Below are 2615 nucleotides of genomic sequence, written 5' to 3' on the forward strand. Positions count from 1 at the left end.
GTTGTTAATCAAATATTGGTAATTTTGCATTTTTCGCCCTCAAATTGGATAGTGGTATGGTTAATTTGAAATTCATCCTTTAAAATCCTGTTGATCTGATCGCGAAGTTGGTCCATTTCATTTAATGTTTGACAGTTAATCAAAGCATGAAATTCGGAAAAGCGTTCATTTTCATTTAAAGACCAGACATGAATATGATGGATGTTTTCAACTCCTGATATTGATTCAAGCCGAGATTTAATCTGAGAAAGATCAATATCGATTGGCGTGCCTTGCATTAAAATATGAACAACCTCTCGAAAAATCGCATATCCTTCTTTTAAAACATACATAATAACAATCAAGCTAAGAATTGGGTCAATGTAAAACCAACCAGTATAATGGATAATAAATCCTCCAGCTATGACAATTACAGATGAAATCGTATCAATAACGATGTGCAAAAAAGTACTTTTTAGATTTATGCTTTTTTGAGATTCTTTAAATAGTAGTACCGCTGAGAAAAAGTTTCCGAGAAGACCAATAATAGCAACTGGAAGCATGATTATTGAGCTCACTTCTTGAGGGTGAATTAATCTAAGCACTGATTCATAAAGAATGTAGGCTAAGGTAATAAAAAGGAGTATTGAATTGATTAAAGCTGCAATAATCTCTGCTCGTTTAAATCCATAAGTATTCTTTGAAGACTTTTCCCTATTGGTAACCCGAAGAGAAAAAAGACTAATGAACATCGAGGCAGAATCACTTAGGTTATGAAGGGCGTCAGAAATCAGAGACAAACTCCCCGATATTAAACCACCTATAATTTCGAAGATGGAGATGGTGAGGTTCAGAATTATAGTTAATATCAGTTTATTTTCGCTTTTTGATCGTTTAAGGTCATTCATGGATAATGAAAAATGATGCGGCTTAAAAGCCGCATCATTTTAATCGTTCAATGAAATTGGTTTTTCGCCTTTCCAAAGGCCATGAATATTACAATAAGACGTGGCGTAAAAAACACCTGGTTTTTCCAGTTTCACTGTGAAACAAGAATAGGGCGAAGTGTAAATTGGTCCTTGGTTGGCGCCTTCAGTTGATTCACCGTGAGCTGTATAATCGAAACGGGCAACCTGAAATGGAAACTTTGCACCTTCTGGTAGAAAATATATTTCAATCCAACGAATATGATGTTCAGTGGTATTAGGATGTGGTATTTCTTTTCCTACTGATACCGAAAAATGCGCAAATTCTCCTTTTTTCACCGAATCAGGACCATCAATAACTGGGGTATGTTTCTCTTGTTTCCAGTCGGCCGACTGAAATAACTCTCCAAATTCTTTCATGTGATTACCTCCTAAAAAGGTTTAAAGAGTTCTTTTTTTGTGTTACAAACTGGACAATAATTGGGAAGTTCTCCTTCAATTGTATATCCACACACCGGACAAATGAATATTTTTTCGACGTCAATGTCTTTTCCTTTTTGGGCAGCTTCTTTGGCTTCTTTATACATTTTTTCGTGAACCTTTTCGGTTTCCCAGGCATAATGAGTGGATCGGACTGCACCTTTTTCATTTTGAAATGAGGCGGCATTGTTGTAAACCGGATACATTTCTTCAACTTCAAAGTTTTCCCCAGCGATTGCCATATCTAAATTTTTGACACTTTCATTAATATTACCCAATTCTCGAAAATGATTGGTAGCATGTACTTGTTCAGCGTAGGCAATAGCTTTAAAAAGTCTCGCTAAATTATGTTTACCTTCTTTTTCTGCAACTTCAGCAAAGATGAGATACCTCATATGTGCCTGAGATTCACCCGCAAAAGCATCTTCAAGGTTATGTTGGGTCATTTTACGCATAGAGACATCCTCCTCTATTAGTTTAATACTATTAAACATTCATTTAAGTATAAGTATTCCTGATTTCTGGTTAATTTTCAATATTTTCTCTCGAACAAACGGCTTGAATAGATAAATTTAATAAATATATATTTTATTTATTATTTACAGAAACCGTTTTTAATTTACAGCTTTTAGGGGGAGTTATTGAGCTTGATAAAATTAAAACTGGGGAAAAAATATAATGAAAGACCATAGATGGATTAAATGTTAAAATTATTTTAAAGAAAAGTTCACCAATGTTGAGAAAGGACCAAGAGAATGAAAACTATTAAGGCTCTTTTTCCAGTATATTGGCAATTAATATCCAGTCGAGAAGGTATCATTTTAATCACTGGTATTCTGGCCGTGGTGTTTTATGATACATTTTATCTTCAAGTGGTTCGATTATTCCCAGCTTATTCTATGCAGCTTTTTCTCTTAACCGGTATTCTTTGGCTTTTTATTTTTCCTTCTTTGGTTAATCGTATTTTTATGAAAATTCCTTATCGTGAATTGGGAGGAAGTATAGGTTCAGTTCGAAGCTGGGGGAAATGGTTACTTTTTTTGCTTGCTTTGGGCATTGGGTGGGCATTTATAGTTTCAAGAAATCCATCCTATCGTTCTTTTTACCCCATGTTTCCAGCCGCACGTACTTCTTTAGTGCAATTTGTATATTACCAATGTATGGTTGCACTATATATGTATTCTTGGGAATATTTTTGTAGAGGATTTCTTCTTTTTGGATTAAAAAACA

The 2615-nt window shown here is 34.5% G+C and carries 3 protein-coding genes and 1 pseudogene; 1 reads left to right on the top strand and 3 read right to left on the bottom strand.

Annotation, left to right across the window (positions count from 1 at the left end):
- Positions 1–8 precede the first annotated feature (8 nt).
- The 3 genes from PLK24_RS06960 to PLK24_RS06970 are packed head-to-tail and all read right to left on the bottom strand — an operon-like array spanning position 9 to position 1840.
- Positions 9–887, bottom strand: coding sequence for a cation diffusion facilitator family transporter (locus PLK24_RS06960; RefSeq protein WP_324477616.1), 879 nt, complete (start codon positions 885–887; stop codon positions 9–11).
- A 39-nt stretch (positions 888–926) separates the two neighbouring features.
- Complete coding sequence (locus PLK24_RS06965) at positions 927–1325, bottom strand: class II SORL domain-containing protein (protein WP_324477618.1); 399 nt, start codon at positions 1323–1325, stop codon at positions 927–929.
- Positions 1326–1336: 11 nt separating this feature from the next.
- A complete protein-coding gene (locus tag PLK24_RS06970) occupies positions 1337–1840 on the bottom strand; it encodes a rubrerythrin family protein (protein ID WP_324477619.1) in 504 nt (167 codons plus the stop codon).
- Between the two features lie 300 nt (positions 1841–2140).
- Here PLK24_RS06970 and PLK24_RS06975 point away from each other — a divergent pair.
- Positions 2141–2615 (top strand): annotated as a pseudogene (locus tag PLK24_RS06975) (hypothetical protein); the annotation flags it as partial.

The organism is Atribacter sp., from assembly GCF_035418125.1.
Classification (GTDB): Bacteria; Atribacterota; Atribacteria; order Atribacterales; family Atribacteraceae; genus Atribacter; species Atribacter allofermentans.

Coding starts and splice junctions, on each gene's coding strand:
- PLK24_RS06960 (WP_324477616.1), bottom strand. CDS start 887: ATGAATGACCTTAAACGATCAAAAAGCGAAAATAAACTGATATTAACT.
- PLK24_RS06965 (WP_324477618.1), bottom strand. CDS start 1,325: ATGAAAGAATTTGGAGAGTTATTTCAGTCGGCCGACTGGAAACAAGAG.
- PLK24_RS06970 (WP_324477619.1), bottom strand. CDS start 1,840: ATGCGTAAAATGACCCAACATAACCTTGAAGATGCTTTTGCGGGTGAA.